Origin of the sequence: Vibrio sp. 10N.247.311.47 (genome assembly GCF_041467535.1) — a bacterium.
Taxonomy (GTDB): Bacteria; Pseudomonadota; Gammaproteobacteria; order Enterobacterales; family Vibrionaceae; genus Vibrio; species Vibrio crassostreae_C.
Genome location: NZ_JBFSUR010000003.1, coordinates 117,912 through 137,116 on the forward strand (window position 1 = coordinate 117,912; position 19,205 = coordinate 137,116).

Below are 19,205 nucleotides of genomic sequence, written 5' to 3' on the forward strand. Positions count from 1 at the left end.
TCAACCTTGTATTGAATTGCTCCGTAAAACAAACCAAAGCGATGGAAATCGATTCGAAGTGATCGTTTTATCGGACTGTCATCTAATTTTTGTACTTTGATATAACAAATAGCTCAAAAGTTATTGAGTGATCGTTCAATTATATCAAATTTTCCACTATAGTTGATTGGTCAAACAACTCACAACAAGGAAAAGTTATGAATCCAAATACCGAATCTCAATCAACGCCGACTCGATCTATCCCTCAAGAAGCATTTGATTGGTACGACGAATATGCACACGGCCTGATTGATCGCAGAGAGTTTATGGCTCGTCTATCTGGGCTAGCTGTACTTGGCTTAACCATGACGACGCTAACTTCTGCACTGATTCCTAATTATGCGCAGGCAGAGCAAGTCTCTTTCAATGACCCTTCCATCAAAGCAACCTACGAGAAGTTTCCTTCACCTAAAGGACACGGCGAAGGCTATGGTTACTTGGTTGTACCCAAAGAGTTAGAGGGCAATGCGCCTGTTGTATTGGTCATTCATGAAAATAGAGGCCTCAATCCATACATAAAGGATGTGGCAAGACGACTCGCAGCGGCGGGGTTTATTGCGTTTGCACCTGATGCACTCTATTCGCTTGGCGGGTATCCAGGTAATGATGATGAAGGTCGAACGATGCAGAAGTCGCTATCAAAAGAGAAAATCGAAGAAGACTTTATCGCAGCGGCAAACTTCTTGAAGTCCCATGAAAAAAGTAACGGTAAGCTAGGCGCAGTCGGTTTCTGCTTCGGTGGCTATATCGTGAATATGTTGGCCGCTGTCATGCCAGAGCAACTCGATGCAGGCGTTCCATTTTATGGTACTCCTGCCGCACCAGATTTAAGAAAAAATGTAAAAGGCCCCTTGCTCATCCAATTTGCGGGAATCGATAAACGCGTGAATGCGACTTGGCCAGATTATGAAGCCGAACTCAAAGAGAACGAAGCAGACTACACAGCTTACATCTATGACGGCGTGAACCATGGCTTCCATAACGATTCAACTGGCCGCTATGCTGAAGAAGAAGCAGAGTTAGCTTGGAAACGTACACTTGAGTTCTTTAACCAAAAGCTTTCTTAATAGTTAGCTTTACTGAACCCGTTTTCTTTAGATTCCGAGTGACTGCCCTATTCCCTACAAAACCCAAAAGGCCTCGCACTCGCGAGGCCTTTGTTGGTCGGTAATCAGTTCCTCCCTTTTCCCATTACCAACAATAGGTTTGAGATGTAAACCAAGGGGGTTAGAAGGGGATTGTCGGTCGAATCTCACGTACAGAAGCCTCGTTGATTCACTGACTTAACCGCTCATCAATGTAACTTCGCTTCAAACAAACCTATTGACCCGATCGCGCAAATAGATAATATAGATAGCTAGACGTCTACATGTCTTTTATTTATTAAATGGAGTTATCATGAACAGCTACAAAAAAATCACAGCATCCCTGTTGGCATTAGCTTTCGTATTCGGTGTAACAGGATGTGGAAAAAAAGACGAGGCTGTCATCAAGATTGGGGCGACAGTTGGCCCACATGCACAAGTTGTACAAGCTGTTGCCAAAGAAGCAGCAAAGCAAGGGATAAACATTGAACTCGTCGAGTTCTCAGACTATATCACCCCTAACGCAGCATTAGATGATGGAAGTATCCAACTGAACAGTTACCAGCATCAGCCATTCCTCGATAACTTTAATGCCAATCACGATAGCCAGTTAGTTTCTATCGGACGTTCAATTTTGATGCGTATGGGCGTTTACTCGAACAAGTACACTTCGCTTGATTCTATTCCCGAAAACGCTCGAATCGCGATTCCAAACGATCCAACGAATGGCGGGCGTGGACTATTACTGCTTGAAGATGCAGGGCTGATCTCATTAAAAGACAACGCTGGTTTCAACGCGTCTTTAAACGATATTGTTAGCAACCCGAAGAACATTCGATTTGTTGAAGTGGATGCCGCGCAGCTACCCCGCTCTCTTGACGATGTAGATGCTGCTGCAATCACCATGAACTATGTAATGTCGGCTGGACTCGACCCTAAGAAACAAGGCATTTACTTAGAGAAAAAAGACGCACCTTTAGCAGTGATGGTTGTTGCGGCGCGAGAAGAAGACAAAAATAATGAAACGTATAAAAAGATTATCTCAATTTACCACTCACAAGAGATCAATGACTTTTTAGACAGCACTTTCAAAGGCACCATCGAAGCCGCAAATTAAGCTAAATCGTTTCAGATTTGGCGTTGCATGATACTCATAAAGCAACGCCAGATTTGAGTTGGCGGGTTGTCGTTGACGCATTCCAGCTTCTTTTCAAATTAGAGAGCAAAGCTTTAGTTACTTGAATGGAGGTTGAAAACCATATCGTCAGAGCAGATTATGTAAGCATAAAATTCAATTAAATCTGGGGGCTTTGCATGAAAAAAGAAGTGATACTTTTTGATATAAACGAAACGGTTTTAAATTTGGAGTCATTACAGCCTAAATTTAAAGCGGTGTTTGGAAAGGAGGATGCATTATCACTTTGGTTTTCAAAGCTTTTACACTCTTCAACGGTTTGCATCGCAACAAACGTAAAATCTACTTTTTCTGAATTAGCGAATGCAGCGCTCAACGCTATTGCACAACGGTACAAGTGTGATTTAACGGCGGAAAGCAAAGGTGCCTTGTTAACTTCTTTTGCCAATCTACCACCGCACACAGATATCAAAGCGTCTTTGCTCAAATTGCGCGAGAACGGGTTTAAAACCGTCGCTTTTTCCAACTCATCCCTCGATCTCATCACTTCTCAAATCAAGAACTCAGGCTTAGAAGATTATTTCGACACCGTCATTTCCGTTGAAGAAACAGGCAGTTTCAAACCCAATTCAGATGTGTATAACTTTGCAGCCGAAACTTTAAAAGAGCCTGTCGAAAACCTTCGTCTTGTCGCTACTCATGATTGGGACACTCATGGTGCGCTATCCGCTGGCTTACAAGCAGCCTATATAGACCGAACAGGAGTTGAGTATCATTCCTTGTATTTGAAACCGGAGATTAGCTCAAGGACGATGAATGGTGTGGTGGAACAAATAATTAAGCACAATTTAGACAAGTAAAATCTCAAGAGACTTTTCTACTCCTGATTCGATACAACCACCCTGTAGTGGTCAACAAATTCCGGACACTGACTTAACCGCTTTGATCAACCTTGTGTTGAACTGCTCTGGTTATAGAGACGCTGTCGGTTACCTAAAAACTGCAGTTACCTAGCAACAAATATAAGCTAGCAACAAATATAAGCTAGCAACAAATATAAGCTAGAAACTACTGTAAGAATGAGGAACGCGTTTGTCTTCATCCCAGCCTGATAGCTCAATATTGATCAATGATTTGCGCTGCTCATTACACAGTGAAGCGATATTGATGATAGGCAGTTGACTACGAAACTGCGCTGTAAGGATGACCTTTTTACTTTCGTTAAGGCTGCTTCTGCATTGCCGCAAAATCGCTTCAGTATCTAGTTGGTGTGCGTTTTCGATAATTTGGATATCAGCATTCTCTTGATAGCAATCTATCAACCAAGATACAGCAGGCTCTTCTATGCTGGTGAGCACGATGACATCTTTTGTTGTGACCAATTCTTTGAGTTCAGATAGTTTGAGTTCAGTTTCCATAGTTACCCTCATTCAGCAGCAAATACATTAAAGTCGATTGCCCAGTTTAGCCTGTGCTAAGTGGTAGCCTCTGTCGATCATCTCTTGTGAGCGATCAAACTCTAGGGTGCCACAAGCATTGCGTGGGATCTCAAGCGTGATATCGGCGGGGTAAGCGGCCAACTTTTGGCGAGCAATGGTCGATTGCATCGCATCAAATGCTTGGTTGGCAATATCGTAAAAAGCAAAGTTGAAGCTCATTTTGCTTTTTACACTGCTACCGAGGTTATCGATAAAATGCACAACCTTCTCATGCAGGTTGCTCTCTTTTGTTGGCAGGGAAACCGGTATCACTTCCTGTTTAACCATTTCAGGTTCACCACCTAAATTCACAGCCAGTGTAAAGTCTGTATTATCACCAAAGGTAGGCGCAATCGGTACGGGATTAAGAACGCCGCCATCAATCAGCACTTCTCCATTGATAACGTGAGGGGTCAAGAACAGTGGCAAAGAGATAGAGGCGCGAATGGCATCAAACAGAGAACCTGATTGCAGCCAAACCTCTTTTTCATCGGCGACGTTAGCGGCAACTGCGGTATAAGGGATGGGCAGATCTTCAATTGAAATCTCGCCGATCAGTCCACGCAGAGTGTCGATGATCTTGTCCCCTTTGAACATACCACTCGACTGCCATGAAAAGTCCAACAACATCGCCATATCACCTTGGTCGATACTGGTGACCCACTCTTCAAATTCATCCAACTTGCCCGCAGCGTAGACACCACCGATAAGTGCGCCAATTGAACAGCCAGAAATGGATTTTATCTGATAGCCATGCTCAATTAACCAGCGGATGACTCCAACGTGAACCAAGCCTCTTGCGCCACCACTGCCAAGTACCAATGAGATCGTTTTTGCCATCATATTAATCCTTTAGTTTTAAATTCTAGGTGGGCTAACTCGCCGATTTACCAATTCGCCGATCTCAACTCACTGAATCACTCTCAGTCCATACGGGTAATGAAGGTTTGCTCGTCATCGACAAAAGCCACGTAGTCGCCGTGATAGATAAAAACCCGACCACGCCCTTCAACGATACACGCAAGCTGTGGGTTCAAATCTTCTTCAATATCTCTACTTTGAAAAGTGCCGGTATCGGTGATCACACCGCGGAGTTTAGGCAAAAATCCATAACTGCGTTTGGCTTGATCAATCAGGCTCAACTCGCTGGCGGTAGAAAAGCAAGCTGGGATTGGGCCTGCATCTTCGATAAACATAGTTTTCAGTTCTTCAAAGGCTGTAATTACCAGCCAGTCGATGCCGTTTACGTGATGGATAAACATTGTTTATAAATACCTAGTTTCTCGATAACTCTAATGCGGAGATTCTATCACTATCAAGTGCAGAACGTGGGAGAAATTAAGGGACTACAAATAACCAGACACATACTATCTACAGGGTCTAATACTAGTCGTCCGACTCTACGACTAATGTCTAACCGACTGAGTCTATTTGTTTTTTTTGGTTTGGTATAAGGTACTAACAACTAAATGTTAATGGGTTTTTAATTATAAGTTGACGCATTGTTTGCACTTCATACCGTGAGTCAACAACGTTTGTTGGAATAACACACCTAAGAGTGTGAACGAAAGGAATCAAAATGAGCACTACTTTAGAGTCCGCACATATACAAACAGAGAAGCCTCAAGCCAATGAGGATGAACTCACCTATGAACAACAACATAAACCAAGCTCAGAGTTTGAATCCCGAGAACAGTATCTAGAACACGAATTGCAAATCATGTCGCCTAAGCGCTGGCGTCCAAATTTGCCGTTTAAAGATTATCGATTTGAGATAGAAGACACCATCCCAGCGATGGCGGCGACCATTGGTAAAGTGGTTATGGTGGGCGCGATTGCAGCCACCTTTGCTGGGGCTCTCGGATTAAATGAAGACTTCATTCTAGAAAACGTTCGTTATGAACTGCTCATCGCCTCTGTTTTCATTATTATTTTCTCTGGCTTTTTATTGCCGACTGCAAACCTCGCAGGGACCCACGGCCCACTTATCCCTTTGATTCCGATTGTGGTTGCAGCAGGTGGACACCCGATGGCGTTTGGCCTGTTGATTGGCGCTTTTGGCCTCATCTTAGCCATCAGTAAAGGTGGCAGCATGTTGGCCAACCTCACCAGTAAAGGCGTGTGTGGCGGCTTATTGCTCTACCTCGGCTTTGTTGGAACCGCCTCTCAAGTGAAAAAGCTTTTCGCTTGGGCTGAAGGAATCGGTATGAGCCACATCGCGTTTGTGGTGATCTTTTGCACCATTATCTTGTACGCGCTACTGGAACACTTCCGCAAACGTTGGTTAGCAGTACCTCTTAGCTGCTTGTTGGGTGGTACGATTGCATTTGCCATGGGCGCCCCATTTGCTTTCCACACTGAGCCAGGCTTGCCCAACATGAACCCTATGTATTGGTGGGGAGAAGATACAGGTTGGATGCTAGGCCTACCGACGATTGAACACTTCATGGTGGTATTGCCGTTTGCGATTCTAGCCGTAGCGATGTGGTCACCGGATTTCTTAGGGCATCAAGTATTCCAAAAGATCAGCTACCCAGAACGTACCGAAAAAGTACACATGAACATCGACGACACCATGACCACGGCATCAATTCGTCAAACGTTCGGTTCTCTGCTTGGCGGTACTAACTTTACATCTTCATGGGGTACTTACATAGTACCAGCGGCGATAGCTAAACGCCCTATTCCTGCTGGCGCGCTGCTCACAGCTCTGTTCTGTATCATCGCCGCAGTTTGGGGTTACCCGATGGATCTAGCTATCTGGCAACCTGTATTGTGTGTAGCACTTATTGTTGGGGTATTTGTGCCATTGCTAGAAGCTGGAATGGAAATGACGCGTGAAGGAAAAACCACACAGTCGGCAGCGATTGTTGTATTTTCTTCAGCGCTCGTTAACCCTGCATTTGGTTGGGCTCTCACCATGCTGTTGGACAACTTAGGCTTAGTCGGTTGTAAAGAACGTAGTAGTGAACTGAGTAAAATGAGCCGTTGGGTGTTGCCTGGAACTATGTTTATTGTGCTTAGTGGTGTAATGGCGTTGGTTGGCCTTCTACCGGGGATTCCAGCGATTATCCCGAGCTTTCGTTAAGCTCGATTAATATTTAGTTTTAGTAAGAACGCAAAAAGGCCTCGCAATCGCGAGGCCTTGTTTTATCTATCAAACCAGTGAGATAAATGAGTGTCGCTATTGTTTCTGTAGCTTATCGAATCCATTAATTCGCTGATGAAGCTGCGTTCCCATAGTCAACGAAACCAACAGACTAATCAAAGCAATCACTGCTCCAGAAACAAACACCCATTGATAACCAGACATCCAGATGATTCCCAACAGAAATGGTAGGAACACCGCTGCAATATGGTTGATGGTGAATGACAAACTCGCCGTTGAAGCCACTTCATCTTCCCGAATTGTCTTTTTAAAGTAGGTGTTCAAAGCGATCGCAAAACTAAAAATGATACTGTCGACAACATACAACCCCGCTGCCGCATAATGATCATCCACAAATGCGTAAGATAGGAACACCAACACTAACGCGGCATACTCAATGATCAAAGCTAGCCTCTCTCCGACTCGGTCGATAAATCTCCCAACATAAGGTAGAGCAAGAGTTGCTGCTAAGCTGGATACCATAAATAAAGCGGCCATCATCGCAATCGTATAGTGGAACTTGGTCACCATCAGTAAGCCAGCAAATGCCACAAAGATCTGTCTTCTTGCTCCACTCAAAAAGGTAAGAATGTAATAGGTCGTGTATTCACGTCGGACAATGAGTTTAGTGTGTTGTTTAACCTCTGTATGAGTATTTTTAAACGTGACCAAGTACACCGCTAGCCAGAAACATATTGCTCCACAAGTAAAGAAAATAGCCTTATCTGAAACGTCAAAAAGATAGCTCGCGACCATAATGCATAGAAAAGTCACCATCGAGAAGAAAGAGGCAGCAGATCGAATTTTCCCCATTGATTCACTGAAGTTCTTAGTCGCTAACAACTGTGTTGAGAGTGATTTGTTCACCGCTTCTAAATAATGGAAACCAATAGACATGATCGTCGTGCTGAAATAGAAGCCATAAATCGAAGGCAAATACCCCGTCACGGCAACGCCTAGCCCTAATATTGCAACCGACAGTACAGCGACTCTTTGTTCTGAAGCGATGAACAACAGAAACAAAACGGTAAATGAGAGCAAGCCTGGGATTTCCCTGACACTCTGCAATACACCCACATCAGCCCCGGTCATACCAACAGTGTCGACAGCGAAGTTATTCATCACGACTCGCCATCCAGTATTCGCTATCACTGACGCGATAGCGATGATAACCAACATCGCGAATGAGCTCCGCGATGTTAAAAGCCTAAGCCAGAGAGTCATTTAAACCGCCGATTCTAAAAGAAAATCATGAATATGATCGCGCATGAATAAAGCCATCGAAGAGAGGTCTTCCCATGTTTCTTTATTCGTGTGGGTAATGCACTCAACAAAAACTTTGCTTAAGTGTGGCTCAGCATGTAACCAACGACTGACATATTTCCCGGTGTAACACACATGCTGCATTTCATCTTCTAAGATTTTTTGAATCGTTGGACGCATTTGTTTCATGTAATCATCGTCAGACTCATCGATGATCGCCAAATGCAGTAACAGTAAACGCCATGAACGTATTTCAATAGAGTGAACCCTAAACAGGAATGTCTTAAGCTCATCGTCAAAGTTCATGACTTTATCTAACTCATATTGAACTTCATGTTCATGCGTTTCTGTCTCGTACCCAGTAAAAGGGATAAGGCTGGCAAACAACGTAGAATGATTCATCTCATCGTTATAATGACGCAACATAAGCGGCCTTAATTCATCATCTGCATACCGCTCTGCGATCATTCGTAACCTTGCCGCACCTTTAGCCTCATCGATTGCATTGTGTAAAAGGTAGTAAGCCATCATCTTTTTATTTTGAAAAATAGTTCGAGCCAAACCATTCATCATCTCAGAAGTGAAAGACAAATCAGATACTAAATATTTCTCAATGCAATCCTTGTATTCTTTTGAAAGACTCACACCTTGGGTGTCAAATAAACTATAGAGACTGTTTTGTATATTATTCATAAACCATTCCTTTCCTCAGCACACATCTTCAATAAGACACTCTCTCGAGTGCCTTATTAAGAGGGAGCAAGCTAATTAGCGAGACTCTTTTTTGTGGTGTTCTGACGGGGCTGGATTCGGTTCAAAAGCAGCATTTGAGCGTACCAGTCTTGGAGGTTGGCTAGAGATATCTTGCTTCTTAAGTTTTAACGATAAAGCCGCTATTAGTTTTCCGTTCATATTCAGATCCTCAAAAATAATGGTATGTTCTGAGCTTGGTAACGATATGCAACTAAGACAAAGAACACAGAGACAATACAACTCGTTAACAAATTGTTACACGATCATTTTTAGAATGTTATTTTTTGGGATTGATAAGTATTCAGGGAGCTTTTACTTCTTTGATAAATTCATTGGAGATTATTATTTGTCGCTGACGATGATGTACAAATCAGGTCTGTGCCAGTTGGATTGAATAATAAGTAAAACAAAGTCACAGACTTGTCGCAGTTAATGAAATTCCGTGGAACGGTTCAATTAAACCCAAACCTCCCCCCTCTAGCTCCCCCTCAAATGGAGTTCACCGATCTCATTAGATATACGTCCGAGGGGGAGAACATTCTTTGGCGCTGCACATGTAGCGATCTGTATTCAGTTCCTCCCCTTTCCCGCTACCAACAAGAAATTGGAGATGTAAACCAAGGGGAGGTTAGGAGGGGATTATAGGTCAAGTCTCATATGCATCTGATTCACAAGCAATAACGCAACTTGTTACAATACCCATAATTAAAAGATGGTCTTATTTCGCTATACTCCGCGCCTAATTCCAGAAACAGACCTAATACCAATGAATATCTTTAAAGCCTTAGCTCTTTCTATAACGCTATTTTTAGTTGGCTGTGCATCTGGTTCAGCAATATTAGTCGGTGAAGCCAGAGACCCAATTACACCTCAAGAGGTTACGCTATATCTTGAAGCGCCTGAGAGCTATGAAAAAATAGCTTTAGTTGACGCATCTAGTGATGCAGGGATGACGAAACAAGGCTCCATCGACTATGCAATCGAAGAGTTAAAAAATCAGGCGGCCAAACTAGGAGCTAATGGGGTCTTACTTCAAGCGACAGGAAGCAACAGCTCTGTAGTATTGGGAGGCGTCGGCACAGACTACCAGTACTTAATCCCTGTTTCAGAACAGACGGTTAATGGAATAGCTATCTACACAGAGTAGTTAATATTGTCCAAGTCAGTTGCCTCGTCAGCACAAACAAAAAGGCCTCGCGCACGCGAGGCTTTGTTTTATCTAAGTTTCAACGAACGATCACCGAAGTAATTGGCGATAGTAAAACCACATCAACTAGAGAGCCATTCATCCAATACTTTGATGAATTTAGGATTAATTAGATAACCGATGGAAGCATGCGGATTGCTTTTTCCGTTTCGAATATTAAGGTTATAGACTGGGTTGATATCTTTCATTCCGCCGGGTATCAGACCAAGTTTGAGCATATCTTTAAAGTCATTTCTAATTTTGCTGTCATGAGAGATAAAATCATCTTCTGCCGATATGTTTATCCATTGCTGAATGTTTAAAGGGTACTTCTTCTCATCTTTCAAGCGGCTCCCTTTTAGCCTATCTTTTACGTTTTCATCGCCTAACGGGGACCCGAGCGTCAGCAATAAGTTGACCTTCTTATCCGCACCATAGTCGTGTCTATACTCTCCGTAATGAGACAACTTCCACAGCACGTCATAACTGATCATCGACCCGAGACTGTGCGATACAATCATCACGTCATCCTGATTATCAAGCGCTTCCTTCAGCTCAACCATTAGCCTATGCCTGACATCGCTGCCAAAATAGGTATCTTCATACCAATAATGCGCCATGTCCGGCGCGACCTTCATTATGAGTGTCTCAGCCACACCCAGTTTTCCAAATAGCGATGAAAAAGTATCTGCTAACGCCTCTTTTAGAAAACCAATTTTAGATACCTTGTTATACGTTGTTTTATTGAACTGGCTTGTCTTGTACTTTTTGAGTTCAGACAACGCTTGCTGCCGACTTGCAGGGTCTTCCGTTAGTTTCTCTAACAATGTGTTTGATAGTTCACCGTAATAAACAAACCGTTTATCGACATCTTTAAAAGCTTGTAATGAACTTGAGTCTCCACAATCTCGCTGCAAGCCATGTTCTATAGCCTCGTACCAGAGTGCTTGAAGGGGAGCTTTATCGGGCTTTTGAGCGCGACCATGAATGAATATTATTTTCTTAGCCATAGCAGAACGTCCTAAACACATAGTTAAAGTGATTATCAATAGAAAGCACCACTAGATTCGGTCAGCCCTTGCTAATAACAGTGGTGCTAAGTACGTATCTAGGGGTGGTTGGTAGACCATTTATATAACTATGAGGCCGTCGTTTAAGGACCATAAACGAGTGAACGATGCGATCATTAGTCGGAAATTGAATTGAATGTATCTAGCAAAGCCTCCAACGAACAAAAAAAGCCTCGCACACGCGAGGCCTTAGTTTTAGCTATACAATGATTACAACTGCCCTACTTCACTGACTTAACCGCTTTCATTGATGTTGTGTTGAACTGCTGTCTAAGCTCCAACCGTGAATGAAGATCAGCGTCGTATCCCCACTCCCACTTTTGCCATACGCAATTTGCTCACCATCGTGAGATATCGCGATACCATACTTAACCGTTGAATCATGAGCCATTGCATTAATGCTGCCAAGCGCCATGAATACCAAGAGTGTGATGTTTACAATTAAACGTTTCATAGTGTCTCTCTACTTACTTTGGAGGGAACACAGAAAGCGCCCCTCTCATTCAATGTAGACACTATAAAGTGTGAAGTTGTAGACTGTAGTGGCAAGGCTTTGTGTCTCAGCTAAATCACTTACGCATTGTTTAATGTAGAGCGCTCGCTCACCAATAGTTTCATAAGCCTTTACCCGATCATTTCTTTATAATGAACGTTGATTAACTACTAGATTGGACGGTCTCCTCCTGATTTGACGGCTATTCACTATGTAAACAACTCCTAGATTAAAATTAAGAAACGCTAACTAAAAAGTAAGGTAGACAATGTCACGCAAAAAATTTATGGAATCCTACGGCGCAACGAATCGAAATGCTCGTTATGGGTGGGCCTTTGTTAATCACGAAAAAAAGGAAGTGTATTTTGGTGCATGGGATGTCAATACAGACCGAGAAAGATCGTTGATTTTTTCTATGGACTGGGAGTTCAATAACGAAGGACGTAGGGTCAATGCATTTGGCGAAGCTCTTGAGTACATCAAGTTGGTGGAAAATGAACGTTATTCATTAAGAACATTTCCAATAATCTGGGATGAAGATAACGACAGTTATGTTGATACAGGCAGCGCCAAAATAAAAGAGTACATAGAAGAAGTGTCTGAGATGTCCCTTGAGGTCATTGGCGATGAGTACTATGCGATCGGTAACCATAAAGCAAAGTACTCAAAAATGCCTTTACCCAACGTAGCGCAAGACGTTAACGGTATATTCGGCAGTACTACCGATAAGACAGAACGTGAAAGCTTAGTTCTCTCTCGTATTGGGCAGGGACAATTTAGACAAAACGTTATCAACTCATGGGGAAATGGTGAGTGCTGTGCATTAACACTTACAAGTGTACGCGAGATTTTGATTGCATCTCACATAGTTCCTTGGTCCAAATGTGACAGTGATGAACAGAGACTTGATGGCGCAAATGGTATCCTACTTTGTGCTCATATTGATAAACTATTTGACGCTCACTTACTAACCTTCATCAAAAAAGGCTCGAAGTACATATCGCGGTTATCACCCAAACTAAATGTTTCTTTACTGAAAGGGTTAGGTATTCAAAGCGGAGAAGAACTTTGCGCTGAAGAACTAAGCGAAGTTCATCGTGATCGATTTGAAAAGTATTTAGAAGCACATAACAACGAGTTCAACTTCAAAATTTCGCAAACAAATTAAACTAACGCGACTCGACTACTTAACGTCTCGATACTCCAAAGGGATTCAACTAAACTTGTCGATGAGAACTTCGTAAAGAACAAAAAGGCCCCGCAATCGCGAGGCCTTAGTTTTTCTCTCGAACAGTTACAACTGCCCTCTTTCACTGACTTCACCGCTTTCATCAACGTTGCATTGATTAGTTCTAGTAGAACAAAGCCTCCCCCTCTAGATCCCCCTCAAATGGAGTAAAACGATCTCTTTAGATTAACGTTCGAGGGGGAGAACATTCTTTTTCGCTGGACATATAGCAGCACATGCAGCGACCGGTATTCAGTTCCTCCCCTTTCCCATAACCAAACAAGAGATTGGAGATGTAAACCAAGGGGAGGCTAGGAGGGGATTATCAGCCTATTCTTACGTGCATCTGCCCTAGTCGTTTCGGGAGCTGTACAGCACGTAAAAAAGCCTTCACTAACTTGATTTTGCCACAGCCTACTGTCTAAGCTCCAACCGTGAATGAAGATCAGCGTCGTATCCCCACTCCCACTTTCGCTATACGCAATTTGCTCACCATCGTGAGATATCGCAATACCGTAATTAACTTTTGAATTATGAGCCATGGCACTCACGCTACTAAGCGTCATGAATATCAAGAGTGTGATGTTTAGTATTAAACGTTTCATAGTGTCTCTCTACTTACTTTGGAGGGAACGCAGAAAGCGCCCCTCTCAATCAATATAGCCACTATAAAGTGTGAAGCTGTAGACGGGTCAAGGATGTTTTAACTAAGGGTTAACAATCTTTTGTTGCTTACTTTTAGTATTGATAACGAATATTGAGTCAATTCAAAATACTCAACCAATTGATATGATAATCTTTGTCTATGTTTGATTCTAGTGATGGAAGAACGATGTAATTTTAACTCCATCACTATTTATAAAAGGTTTTATCAATGCAATCTAGAGGTTCAGAGTGGCATCAGTGGGACTTGCATTTTCATACGCAATCTTCATACGATTATAAAGCTAAAACAGCAACTAACGCCGATATCATCGCCGAAATGAAGAAAAATGGTATATCAGTGTTTGCTATAACCGATCATCATGTGATCGATATAGAGCGTCTAAATGATTTACAATCATTAGGGAAAAGTGAAGGCATTACAGTACTACCAGGTATTGAGTTTTTATCTGATGCTAGGGGTAAGGAACCCATACATTTCATTGGCATATTTCCAGAAAATTGCGATATCAATAATGTATGGGGACAACTGCAATACAAGACTGATTTACATAAAATCAAATCTGAGCAATTAAAACACAATGAAGTATATTGCGACCTAATCGATACTATGAGGCTTGTGAAAAGCTTAGGTGGGATCACAACAATTCATGCTGGGGATAAAAGTGGGTCAGTGGAAAACATAACACATTCCCTACCACATAATAGCGCTCAGAAAACCGACATCGCACAAGAAGTGGATATATACGAACTTGGCAAGGAAAGTGACCAAGATGGTTATCGAAAATTTGTGTTTCCTCATATAAATCGAACAATACCTATGATCATATGTTCTGATAATCATCATATTGGTCACTACAAACGTAAGCAAAAGATGTGGATAAAGGGTACTCCAAATTTTGCTGGGCTAAAATACGCTTTAAACGAGCCAGAAAGTAGATTTTATATCGGTGACGAACCTCCAGTAATAGCCAGGGTTAGAGAAAATAGAACAAAGTATATAAAATCATTGAATATCTCTATGACTGGTAAACATGATGCGAAGAATAAATGGTTTGAGGATATTGATATCCCATTAAATAGTGAGTTGGTCACTATAATTGGACATAAAGGTAACGGTAAGAGTGCAATTTCTGACATCATTGCTATGTGCGCTGACTCAGAACATTCAGATGACTTTTTATTCCTACACAAAAACAAATTTAAAAAAAGAGGTCTCGCAGATAGATTTAGTGCGAAGTTAACCTTCGAGAGCGGTAAAACGTCGAGTGACAGACTTCTCACTCATGAGATAGATACTAATCAACAGCGACTAGTGCGTTACTTGCCTCAAAGTTATTTTGAAAAAGTTTGTAATGAAATAGGGAAAGTTGAAGCTTTTCGGGCTGAAGTAGAAAAAGTGGTTTTTCAATATGTTCCTTACCATAAACGTTTTGGACAACCCACTTTCAGCGAGCTAATCACGTTTAAAAAAGAGGCAGTAAATAAACTTCTTCATCACCTTTTGGAAGAAGTTCGCTCTTTAAATGAAAAAATAATAAATCTTGAAGATTGGAGCAGTCCAAGCAAGGCAGAGAGTTTTATTAGTCAAAAAGCTATTGTTCAAGAGGAATTAAGAGTCCACATTACGACAAAACCTTTAGAAATTGCAGACCCGTCAAAAAAAGAAGAAACCGAAGAAGTAAGAGAAAAGAAAGCAACTTTACAAAAGTTAATCGATAGTAAGGCTCGACTGCAAATACAATTCAATGAGCTAAATGAATCGATTAGCTCCCGTTCTCAACTTACAAGTCGCCTAGTGGGTTTCAACGCTGAATTAATATCAAAATTTGACGATATTAATAAAATATTAGAAAAGGCCGATGATGAACTAAAACCTCTAGGAATAAAAATTTCAGAATTTATAGATTATAAATTTGATAAAGAATCTTTGGATAAAGAAATATCTATTGTAGAGAATCAACTGGAATCTGATCTAAAAGAAATTGTTTTGCACGATGACTATCAGAAAGCGGATATCTCTACATTAAATATACAATCTAAAATAAAGCGCTATGAGCATGATATATCAATACTTGAATCACAGTTTACTGGAGAACAAAAAGTATACCAAGACTACCTACGTAATCTCGCAAATTGGCAAGTCCGCAAAGATGAGATCGAAGGTAGCTCTGATAAAAATGGAACATTAAATTATTACATAGCAGCTTTGAATTTTATTAGCGAAGATTTACCTGAAAAACTAAACGGTTTAAGAGAAGAGCGTTTAAGTAAAACACGGGAAATATTCAAGATTAAATCTGAGATAAAAGAGTTTTATGACGATATTAAATCTGAAATTGACCCAGTATTAAATGGGTCAGATGTTTCTGGATTAAATATTGTTAGCGCTTTTTATCCAGATAGTGACCTTGCAAAGAATATTCTTAGGAATATAAAGCAAAATCGTTCTGGCACTTTTTTTGGAGTTGATGAAGGTTCTAGAATACTAGATGAAGATCTAATTGGAGCTACGGATTGGGATGATGGTGAAAGTATCACATCTTTCCTTTGTAAACTGATCGATTATCTTGAGTGCGATCATCGAGAAAATAAGAAAGAAGCACCAATATTTATAGGAGATGTCACGAACAACCGAAAAGAACTCTACGATCTTATTTTTGGATTAGAGTATTTATCACCGCACTATGATTTAAGACAAAAGGGAAAAAGTTTAGACCAGTTATCCCCGGGAGAAAAAGGGGCTTTACTGCTAGTATTCTACCTGGTCCTAGATAAGGAAGACATTCCATTAATAATTGATCAGCCAGAAGATAACCTAGATAATAATAGCGTAGCTACGGTTTTAGTTCCTTATATCAGAGATGCTAAGTTAAATCGTCAAATTATAATGGTAACCCACAACCCTAATTTAGCTGTTGTTTCGGATTCAGAGCAAGTTATTAAAGTGGAAATAGACAAAGAAGATGGCAACCGTTTTTCATTCATATCAGGTGGTATCGAATCTCAGATTATCAATAATCATATTGTTGAGGTACTAGAAGGAACAATCCCTGCCTTCACATTGAGGCGAGATAAGTATCAAATCAACTAGATTGACAACTACGCCCTTGTTTTTAAAGCATTGATTTTATTGAACTAAATAAAATCACTCGAGAGTCTAATCTTTAGTTCACCTTTCCAGTTACGATTTAGAGCCCTGCTCCACAAAAAAAGGCCTCGCAATGCGAGGCCTTTGGTTTTTCTATCTATCAGAAGAGATTAGTCGCGAAGTGCTGCGCCGAATTTCTCTGAGATTGAAGCTACGATAGCATCTACTGAACCAGCGATGTCTGCATCTTCAAGTGTGCGCTCTACAGACTGTAGGCTAAGTGCGATAGCTAGGCTCTTCTTACCTTCTTCAACGCCTTGGCCAACGTATACGTCGAACAATTTAGCGCCTGTTAGGAATTCGCCACCCGCTGTGATACACGCTTCTACGATGTCGCCAGAAGCTACTGCTTCGTCAACAACTACTGCGATATCACGACGGTTTGCAGGGAACTTAGATACTGCTACTGCTTCTGGAAGCACGCGAGTGTTGATAGCTGCCCATTCGATTTCGAATACGATAGTACGGCCGTTAAGACCAAACTTACGCTCTAGTTCTGGGTGAACAGTACCAATGATACCCACTTCTTTGCCGTCTACTACGATAGCCGCAGTTTGACCTGGGTGAAGTGCTGGGTGCTTAGCTGCTTTGAAGCTGTATGCGATTTCGTTTGCAGAAAGCTCAAGAACGGCTTCTAGGTCACCTTTAAGATCGAAGAAATCTACAGTGTTAGTTGCAATGTCCCAGTGCTCTTCGCCACGAGTACCAGAGATAACGCCCGCAAGCATCATTTCTTGGCGCATGCCGTTTTCAGCCGTTGCTTCAGGGATGAAACGTAGGCCTGATTCGAATAGACGAACGCGAGACTGTTGACGCTTCTGGTTGTGAACAACTGTGTTTAGAAGACCTTGAATTAGGCCAAGACGCATTGCTGACATGTCCGCAGAGATTGGGAATGGCAGAATTAGCGGCTCAACACCAGGTACAACAAGCTTTTGCTGTTCTGGTTCTACGAAGCTGTATGTGATTGCTTCGTGGTAGCCACGGTCTACAAGAAGGTCACGAACGCGCTTAAGCGGTTGGTTAGCTTCTTTGTGGTCATTCATTTTAAGTGCCGCTTTAGGCGCTTGGTTTGGAATGTTATCGTAACCGTAGATACGACCTACTTCTTCAATTAGGTCTTGCTCGATTGCGATATCAAAACGCCAAGATGGAGACGTTGCCGTCCAACCTGCTTCTGTCGTTTCAACGTTACAACCTAGGCGAGTAAGAATTTCCACTACGTCTGTAGATGGGATTTCGTGACCTAGTAGGCTATCTAGCTTAGCGCGACGTAGAGCAACTACGTTTGCTTTAGGAAGATCAGCTTCAGATTCGCTGCCGTTTACTGGCGCAACTTCACCACCACAGATTTCAACTAGAAGCTGTGTTGCACGCTCCATAGCTGCTGCTTGTAGCGTTGAATCAACACCACGTTCGAAACGTAGAGAAGAATCTGTGTGAAGGCCGTAAGCACGTGCGCGACCACGGATATGATCCGGTGCGAAGAATGCTGCTTCAAGAAGTACGTCTGTTGTTTCAGTCGTAACACCTGAATCTTGACCGCCAAAGATACCAGCGATTGCTAGTGCTTTGTTGTGGTCTGCGATAACAAGTGTGTTGCTGTTTAGTTCAGCTTCGTTACCATCTAGAAGTGTTAGTTTCTCGCCCTGCTCTGCTAGACGAACCACGATGCCGCCTTCGATCTTAGCTAGATCAAATGCGTGCATTGGTTGGCCTTGCTCTAGCATCACGTAGTTTGTGATGTCTACAACTGGGTCGATTGAACGGATACCACAACGACGCAGTTTTTCTTGCATCCAGATTGGTGTTTCCGCTTTCACGTTTACGTTCTTAACCACACGGCCAAGGTAACGTGGACAAGCATCAGTTGCTTTAATTTCAACAGATACTGTGTCTTCAATGCTTGTTGCAACAGCTTCAACTGTTGGCTCTGTAACGTCTGCGCGGTTTAGTACGCCAACTTCACGAGCAAGGCCACGGATGCTGAAGCAGTCTGCGCGGTTTGCTGTTAAGTCTACATCGATAGTTACGTCGTTAAGCTCAAGAAGCTCACGTACGTCCATACCTAGCGTTGTGCCTTCTGGCAGCTCAAGGATGCCGTCAGACTCTACGTCGATACCTAGCTCAGAGAAAGAACAAAGCATGCCGTGCGATGGAACGCCACGTAGTTTTGCTTTCTTGATTTTGAAGTCACCAGGAAGTACTGCGCCAACTGTTGCTACTGCTACAGTTAGGCCAAGACGACAGTTAGATGCACCACATACGATGTCTAAAAGCTCTTCTTCGCCGATATCAATTTTTGTAACTTGTAGTTTGTCTGCGTCTGGGTGCTGACCGCACTCAACCACTTTACCTACTTTAACGCCGGTGAATTCACCAGCAACAGGTTCTACATCGTCAACTTCCAAACCAGCCATAGTGATTTGGTGAGCTAGCTCTTCGCTGTTAATTGCAGGTTTAACCCACTCGCGTAGCCAAGATTCACTGAATTTCATAGTTTTGACTGCCCC

General features: G+C 42.2%; 15 protein-coding genes and 2 pseudogenes. 7 read left to right on the forward strand and 10 right to left on the reverse strand.

The features are described from left to right. Positions 1-197 precede the first annotated feature (197 nt). From AB6E51_RS03310 to AB6E51_RS03320, 3 genes are all read left to right on the forward strand, one after another. Complete coding sequence (locus AB6E51_RS03310) at positions 198-1,106, forward strand: dienelactone hydrolase family protein (RefSeq protein WP_017059076.1); 909 nt, start codon at positions 198-200, stop codon at positions 1,104-1,106. Positions 1,107-1,437: 331 nt separating this feature from the next. Beyond that, positions 1,438-2,241 (forward strand): MetQ/NlpA family ABC transporter substrate-binding protein, encoded by an 804-nt coding sequence (locus tag AB6E51_RS03315; RefSeq protein WP_017059075.1) that lies wholly within the window; start codon positions 1,438-1,440, stop codon positions 2,239-2,241. Between the two features lie 197 nt (positions 2,242-2,438). Continuing rightward, positions 2,439-3,119, forward strand: a complete 681-nt coding sequence (locus AB6E51_RS03320; protein WP_017065459.1) for a haloacid dehalogenase type II — start codon at positions 2,439-2,441, stop codon at positions 3,117-3,119. Between the two features lie 201 nt (positions 3,120-3,320). On the opposite strand, the gene AB6E51_RS03325 is transcribed toward AB6E51_RS03320, so the two are convergent. The 3 genes from AB6E51_RS03325 to AB6E51_RS03335 form a co-directional block, all read right to left on the reverse strand. Then, a complete protein-coding gene (locus tag AB6E51_RS03325; protein WP_032546992.1) occupies positions 3,321-3,689 on the reverse strand; it encodes a hypothetical protein in 369 nt (122 codons plus the stop codon). 15 nt (positions 3,690-3,704) lie between these two features. Then, a complete protein-coding gene (locus AB6E51_RS03330) occupies positions 3,705-4,577 on the reverse strand; it encodes a patatin-like phospholipase family protein (RefSeq protein ID WP_017070388.1) in 873 nt (290 codons plus the stop codon). Between the two features lie 83 nt (positions 4,578-4,660). Continuing rightward, positions 4,661-4,999: a hypothetical protein gene (locus tag AB6E51_RS03335; RefSeq protein WP_017059071.1), complete on the reverse strand. Its 339-nt coding sequence runs from the start codon at positions 4,997-4,999 to the stop codon at positions 4,661-4,663. A gap of 317 nt (positions 5,000-5,316) precedes the next feature. Here AB6E51_RS03335 and AB6E51_RS03340 point away from each other — a divergent pair, with 317 nt between their 5' ends. Beyond that, positions 5,317-6,825: a DUF3360 domain-containing protein gene (locus AB6E51_RS03340; protein WP_017059070.1), complete on the forward strand. Its 1,509-nt coding sequence runs from the start codon at positions 5,317-5,319 to the stop codon at positions 6,823-6,825. Positions 6,826-6,921: 96 nt separating this feature from the next. Here AB6E51_RS03340 and AB6E51_RS03345 read toward each other — a convergent pair whose 3' ends face one another. From AB6E51_RS03345 to AB6E51_RS03355, 3 genes are all read right to left on the reverse strand, one after another. Continuing rightward, on the reverse strand, positions 6,922-8,064 hold the full coding sequence (locus AB6E51_RS03345; RefSeq protein ID WP_065583540.1) for an MFS transporter: 1,143 nt from the start codon (positions 8,062-8,064) through the stop codon (positions 6,922-6,924). Positions 8,065-8,109: 45 nt separating this feature from the next. Then, positions 8,110-8,841: a GTPase gene (locus AB6E51_RS03350; RefSeq protein WP_065583531.1), complete on the reverse strand. Its 732-nt coding sequence runs from the start codon at positions 8,839-8,841 to the stop codon at positions 8,110-8,112. 75 nt (positions 8,842-8,916) lie between these two features. Beyond that, the gene (locus AB6E51_RS03355) at positions 8,917-9,060 is read right to left on the reverse strand and encodes a hypothetical protein (RefSeq protein ID WP_157938615.1); all 144 of its coding nucleotides are present in this window, start codon (positions 9,058-9,060) and stop codon (positions 8,917-8,919) included. Between the two features lie 607 nt (positions 9,061-9,667). Between AB6E51_RS03355 and AB6E51_RS03360 the strand changes: the two genes are divergently transcribed. Beyond that, positions 9,668-10,048, forward strand: a complete 381-nt coding sequence (locus AB6E51_RS03360) for a hypothetical protein (RefSeq protein WP_065583532.1) — start codon at positions 9,668-9,670, stop codon at positions 10,046-10,048. 122 nt (positions 10,049-10,170) lie between these two features. On the opposite strand, the gene AB6E51_RS03365 is transcribed toward AB6E51_RS03360, so the two are convergent. Continuing rightward, positions 10,171-11,097, reverse strand: coding sequence for a hypothetical protein (locus tag AB6E51_RS03365; protein WP_102333218.1), 927 nt, complete (start codon positions 11,095-11,097; stop codon positions 10,171-10,173). Between the two features lie 307 nt (positions 11,098-11,404). After that, positions 11,405-11,611: pseudogene (locus tag AB6E51_RS03370) on the reverse strand (alpha/beta fold hydrolase); the annotation flags it as partial. Positions 11,612-11,918: 307 nt separating this feature from the next. Between AB6E51_RS03370 and AB6E51_RS03375 the strand changes: the two are divergent. Beyond that, positions 11,919-12,818: an HNH endonuclease gene (locus tag AB6E51_RS03375; protein ID WP_017085638.1), complete on the forward strand. Its 900-nt coding sequence runs from the start codon at positions 11,919-11,921 to the stop codon at positions 12,816-12,818. Between the two features lie 449 nt (positions 12,819-13,267). Here AB6E51_RS03375 and AB6E51_RS03380 read toward each other — a convergent pair. Next, positions 13,268-13,483 (reverse strand): annotated as a pseudogene (locus AB6E51_RS03380) (alpha/beta fold hydrolase); the annotation flags it as partial. Positions 13,484-13,752: 269 nt separating this feature from the next. Here AB6E51_RS03380 and AB6E51_RS03385 point away from each other — a divergent pair. Next, positions 13,753-16,635 (forward strand): TrlF family AAA-like ATPase, encoded by a 2,883-nt coding sequence (locus tag AB6E51_RS03385; RefSeq protein ID WP_372058500.1) that lies wholly within the window; start codon positions 13,753-13,755, stop codon positions 16,633-16,635. 167 nt (positions 16,636-16,802) lie between these two features. Here AB6E51_RS03385 and pheT read toward each other — a convergent pair whose 3' ends face one another. After that, positions 16,803-19,190 carry a phenylalanine--tRNA ligase subunit beta gene (gene pheT / locus AB6E51_RS03390; RefSeq protein ID WP_372058502.1) on the reverse strand — a complete coding sequence of 796 codons (2,388 nt, stop codon included), beginning with the start codon at positions 19,188-19,190 and terminating at the stop codon, positions 16,803-16,805. Positions 19,191-19,205: the final 15 nt, after the last annotated feature.